Raw genomic sequence first — 5,025 nt, 5'->3', positions numbered from 1 at the left:
TGGGCGAAGTGCCGCTCGATCCGGCCTTACGTCAGGCCGCCGATCGGGCTACGCCGCTGCGTGATGGTCCGATGGCAGAGCGGTTTGCCGCGATGGCCAAGGCGTTGTGGGGCGATCTGCAAGCCGGGCCTCAGAGGTAGGACAGCCACCAGTCTTTGCGACGCCGTTTCAGCGCTGACCAGTAGCGGCACAACGGATAGAGCAGGCACAGCGTGATCACCCAGCACAGATAGGTCACCCACAGGGGCAGAAAGCTGTCGTCGGGGGCGGCGGCCGGGTTGAAAAAGGCGATGGCCAGCGGGTTGAACTGCGTCGCCAGGCTTTGACCCGCGGCCAGGTGCGCGGCCATAGACACAAGATGCATGATATCGAGGTGGCCCAGATAGGCCATCATCGGCACCGAGCCAAAGGTGCGCAGAATGGATGTAAGGCTTGTGGGCAGGCGGTCCAGCCCCGGCGTCAGCAGGAAGACGATCCCCAGAGTTGCCGACGTATAGAGCAGGGACGGCGGGTATTTCGCCACATTGAAAAAGTCCATCAGGGTGTGCACCGGTACAGTCTGCACGGCCCAGGGGCGTGGGTCGCCATACAGATTGCTGAGCCGCAGCAGGACAAAACCGATCAACAGCCCAAGCCCGCACAGGATCAGAATGCGATTGCGGTTGGGCTTAAGAAAGACGTCTCCCATGCCATAGCCGAAGGCGATCACGCCTATCCACGGCAGCACCGGATAGAGCAGTAGGATGTCGAAACCGGCGAATTTGAAAATATTGACCTGAAACAGGAAATGCCACAGCCCGCCGAACAGACCCAGCTGATCAGCGTTGATGCCTCCGAGCAGATTATGCAGCGTAATAATCGCTATCCCGATCCCCAGCACGGCCCGACGCGGCAGCCAGACCAGAGCCGAAAGAGCGATCATCGACCAGCCAATCGCCCATAAGATGGCCAGAAACAGCGGCATGGGCAGGGCGAAGGACCAACCGAAGCCGACCACCGTGATTTCAAGGACGATCAGCCACAGGCCACGCGTCAGCAGAAAGCCCGACAGAGCCGCGCCGCTCTTACCGCGCACATTCTGAAGCCACGCCGACACGCCGGCCAGAAAGATAAAGGTCGGAGCGCACAGGTGCGTCACCCAGCGCGTCAGATATAAGAGGGGATTGGTCTGCTCAAAATTGAGCGGGTCGAGCTTGAAACCGCTGATGTGGGTGTAATCCCGCACATGGTCCAGCACCATGATCACGATGATCAGGCCGCGCAGTATGTCGATTGTCGCCAGCCGCTGGCCGGAAGCGGGCACCGGCTTAGCGGCAGATGCGTCGGTTCCTGTCATGGTCTACCCCCGCCATAAGGTTGACATATTTGACGTAACGCTAACCCAGCTTTTGCGAGGTGCAAACGTTTATTTTCAGACGCTCAGCGCTTGCACCGGTTGAAGACGTAACCATATCCGGTGCGGTTACTTTTTTAAGCGGAGCCCCCATATGTCGCTCGACACCCTGTTTTCGCCCTTTGACCTGAAATCGCTGAAACTGAAAAACCGCGTGGTCATGGCCCCCATGACGCGGGAGTTTTCGCCCGGCGGTATCCCGACGGCTGATGTCGCCGCCTATTATCAGCGGCGCGCCGAAGGCGGGGTCGGGCTGCTGCTGACCGAGGGCACGGTGATCGAGCGCCCGGCTTCCAAGAACGAGGCCGGTATCCCCAACTTCTTTGGTGAGGCGCTGCCGGCGTGGGGCAAGGTGGTCGAAGCGGTGCATGCCAAGGGCGGGCTGATCGCACCGCAAATCTGGCATACCGGCGCGGCCGCGTCGCGCGGTGAGTATGACCCTCAGCCGAAACAGAGCCCGTCGGGCATCGCGCTGGATGGGTCGCAAAAGTGGGAACCGATGACCGACGCGGATGTCGCCGACACCATCGCCGCCTTTGCGCGCGCGGCGGGCGACGCCAAAAAACTGGGCTTCGATGCGGTGGAATTGCACGGGGCGCACGGCTATCTGATCGACGAATTCTTCTGGGACCGCACCAACAAGCGCGGCGATCAGTGGGGCGGTGATACGATCGGCGCGCGCACCAAATTTGCGGCTGAGATCATCAAGGCCGTGCGCGCTGAGGTCGGGGCCGACTACCCGCTGATTATCCGCATCTCGCAGTTCAAGGGCGGAGTCTATGACGCCAAGGTCACCCACACGCCGCAGGAACTGGAAGGCTGGGTGCGGCCGTTGCTCGATGCCGGGGTCGATGTCATCCACGCCTCGCAGCGTCGCTTCTGGGAGCCGGAATTTGAAGGGTCTGACCTCAACTTCGCCGGTTGGGTCAAGAAACTGACCGGGGCGCCGGTGATCACGGTGGGCAGTGTCGGTCTGGCCGAAGACTTCATCAACTTCTTCGGCGGGGCGCAGGCCAATCCGCAGGGGATTGACGAGTTGCTGCGCCGTCTGGATCGCGGGGAGTTCGATCTGGTGGCCGTCGGTCGGGCGCTTCTGGCCGATCCGCAGTGGCTGAATAAGGTCCGCGCCGGTCAGCTTGAGGACGTCAAGGCGTTCGACCGTTCGGCTTTGGCCTCGCTGGTTTAGGGCCGTCTACGCCCCCAGTTTACTGGGGGAGGTGGCACGCCGAAGGCGTGACGGAGGGGGGCAGAGGCCGTTTCTAAAGCCCCCACCACCGCATCTCACTCACACGTTCGCTCGTGCGGTCCCCCTCCCCAGTAAACTGGGGAGGTATAATTATATGCGTTTCCGCTCATAGACCTTCAGCGTGAAGTCGTAATCGTCGCCCTCAGCCTTGGGGCAAAATTCAGACTTCACCTCGGTCCATTGCGCCGGGTCGATCTGCGGGAAGTGCGCATCGCCCTCCAGCGTTGTGTGCACCTCGGTCACGTAAAGACGGTCGGCCCTGGGCAGGGTCTGTTCATAGATATTGGCCCCGCCGATGACCACCACCTCATCGGCCCCGTCATCAGCGGCGTGTTCACGTGCGATATCGAGCGCTTCGAACAGCGAATTGCACACGATCCCGCCCTCGGCCTCGAACTTCAGATCACGCGAGCAGACAAGGTTCAGCCGCCCCGGCAAGGGTTTGCGCGGCAGCGAGTCCCAGGTGTTCGAGCCCATGATGATGGGTTTAAACTGGGTAATGGCCTTGAACATCTTCAGGTCGGATTTCAGATGCCAGGGCAGGGCGTTGTCGCGCCCGATGACGCGGTTTTCGCTCATGGCGACGATAAGGGCGAGTTTAGGTTTGGGCATTCTGTTTTTCCTCCTCCCCTGTGAGCGATGCGAACGGGGGAGGTGTCGAGCAAGCGAAGCGCGTCGAGACGGAGGGGGCAAAACGAGAGGGTTATGCCCCCTCCGTCGCGGACTTTGCTACGCAAGCGCCGCGCCACCTCCCCCGCTACGCAGGGGAGGAGATTACACCGCCACCGGCGCTTTCAACGCCCCGTGCGATTGGTAACCGATCAGTTCGATATCGGCATAGTCAAAGCCGAACAGGTCGGTCTTGGGGGCCAGTTTCAGCGTCGGGAAGGGCATCGGGTCGCGCGACAACTGGGTTTGCGCCTGCTCAACATGGTTGAGATAGAGGTGCACGTCTCCGAAGCTGTGCACGAAATCGCCGACCTCAAGACCCACGGCCTGCGCCACCATGTGGGTTAGGAGCGCGTAGGAAGCGATATTGAACGGCACGCCCAGAAACACATCGGCGGACCGCTGATAGAGCTGACACGACAGCTTGCCATCCGCGACAAAGAACTGAAACAGGCAATGGCACGGCGGCAGGGCCATGTCTTCGACTTCGGAAGGGTTCCACGCCGAAATGACGTGGCGGCGCGAATGGGGATTGGTTTTCAGATTTTCGATCAGCTGGCTTATCTGATCAATCACCCGCCCGTCGGGGGCGGCCCATGAGCGCCACTGCTTGCCATAGACGGGGCCGAGGTCGCCGTTTTCGTCGGCCCATTCGTCCCAGATGCTGACGCCGTGATCTTTCAGGTATTTGATATTGGTATCGCCGCGCAGGAACCACAGAAGCTCGACCGCCACCGATTTGAAGTGCACCTTCTTGGTGGTCAGCAGCGGAAAGCCCTGCGAAAGGTCGAAACGGATCTGACGGCCGAACACGCCCTTGGTCCCCGTGCCCGTGCGGTCCATGCGCGTCACGCCATTGGCCATGATGTCGCGCACCAGATCGAGATACTGATATTCAGGGTGTCGGGACATGGGACGCTGCTCTATAGGGAGGGGACGATTCTCATTCCGGAGTATAGCCCGTCATGACTCTGCCCGTCTATTATGATCGCGACTGCGACCTGGCTGTGATCAGCGGCAAGCGCCTGCTGGTCATCGGCTATGGCTCGCAGGGCCGCACGCAGGCGCTGAATGCCCGCGATTCCGGTGTATCGGATATCCGCGTGGCGCTGAAACCCGGATCGGCCACCCGCGACAAGGCTGCCGCTGATGGTTTCGAGGTGGTGACGGTCGAAGAGGGCGTGCGCTGGGCCGAGGTGATTGTCGTTCTGACCTCGGACGAAGCGCATCAGGCCCTGTTCCGCGATCAGGTGGGGCCGAATTTGCGGGCCGGTCAGGCGCTGATTTTTGCGCACGGGCTGTCGGTCAATTTCGGACTGGTCACGCCGCCGGCCGATGTCGATGTGCTGCTTGTGTCGCCCAAGGGGATCGGGCCGCGCATCCGCGACATCTATGAGGCCGGAGAGGGCGTCTTCTGCCTGTTCGCCGTGCAGCAGGACGCCACGGGTGAGGCCAAGTCCATCGGCCTGTCCTTTGCGGCGGCCTTGGGCTGTGGGCGTAAGGGGATACTGGAGACCACCATGAAGGCCGAATGCGAAAGCGACCTGTTCGGCGAGCAGGTGGTCCTTTGCGGCGGCACGCGCGAACTGGTGACCACGGCGTTTGATACACTGGTGGCGGCGGGCTATCCGCGCGAGGTGGCGTGGTTTGAAACCTGCTACGAACTGAAATTGGTCGTCGATCTGTTGTGGGAGCGCGGCATGTCCGGCGGCTTCGA

5 protein-coding genes are annotated in these 5,025 nt (G+C 61.5%); 2 read left to right on the top strand and 3 right to left on the bottom strand.

Features of this window, described 5'->3' with window-relative positions:
- Positions 1 to 130 precede the first annotated feature (130 nt).
- Positions 131 to 1,336 (bottom strand): heparan-alpha-glucosaminide N-acetyltransferase domain-containing protein, encoded by a 1,206-nt coding sequence (locus Q0072_RS05275; RefSeq protein ID WP_298326758.1) that lies wholly within the window; start codon positions 1,334 to 1,336, stop codon positions 131 to 133.
- A gap of 151 nt (positions 1,337 to 1,487) precedes the next feature.
- On the opposite strand from Q0072_RS05275, the gene Q0072_RS05270 reads away from it, so the two are divergent.
- Positions 1,488 to 2,579, top strand: a complete 1,092-nt coding sequence (locus tag Q0072_RS05270) for an NADH:flavin oxidoreductase (RefSeq protein ID WP_298326755.1) — start codon at positions 1,488 to 1,490, stop codon at positions 2,577 to 2,579.
- Positions 2,580 to 2,729: 150 nt separating this feature from the next.
- Here Q0072_RS05270 and Q0072_RS05265 read toward each other — a convergent pair whose 3' ends face one another.
- Entirely contained in the window at positions 2,730 to 3,251 is a 522-nt protein-coding gene (locus Q0072_RS05265; protein WP_298326752.1) for a dihydrofolate reductase, read from the bottom strand.
- A 162-nt stretch (positions 3,252 to 3,413) separates the two neighbouring features.
- Positions 3,414 to 4,220 carry a thymidylate synthase gene (locus Q0072_RS05260; protein WP_298326747.1) on the bottom strand — a complete coding sequence of 269 codons (807 nt, stop codon included), beginning with the start codon at positions 4,218 to 4,220 and terminating at the stop codon, positions 3,414 to 3,416.
- A gap of 53 nt (positions 4,221 to 4,273) precedes the next feature.
- Here Q0072_RS05260 and ilvC point away from each other — a divergent pair.
- Positions 4,274 to 5,025, top strand: a 752-nt coding sequence (gene ilvC, locus Q0072_RS05255; RefSeq protein ID WP_298326745.1) for a ketol-acid reductoisomerase, incomplete at its 3' end; no start/stop codon positions are given.

Source organism: Asticcacaulis sp. (assembly GCF_027484505.1).
GTDB lineage: Bacteria > Pseudomonadota > Alphaproteobacteria > Caulobacterales > Caulobacteraceae > Asticcacaulis.
This window is presented reverse-complemented; position numbering and strand designations above follow the sequence as displayed.

Bases quoted from the DNA above. Each gene is read 5' to 3' on its own strand.
- Q0072_RS05260 (WP_298326747.1), bottom strand. From the start codon at position 4,220: ATGTCCCGACACCCTGAATATCAGTATCTCGATCTGGTGCGCGACATC.
- Q0072_RS05275 (WP_298326758.1), bottom strand. From the start codon at position 1,336: ATGACAGGAACCGACGCATCTGCCGCTAAGCCGGTGCCCGCTTCCGGC.
- Q0072_RS05270 (WP_298326755.1), top strand. From the start codon at position 1,488: ATGTCGCTCGACACCCTGTTTTCGCCCTTTGACCTGAAATCGCTGAAA.
- Q0072_RS05265 (WP_298326752.1), bottom strand. From the start codon at position 3,251: ATGCCCAAACCTAAACTCGCCCTTATCGTCGCCATGAGCGAAAACCGC.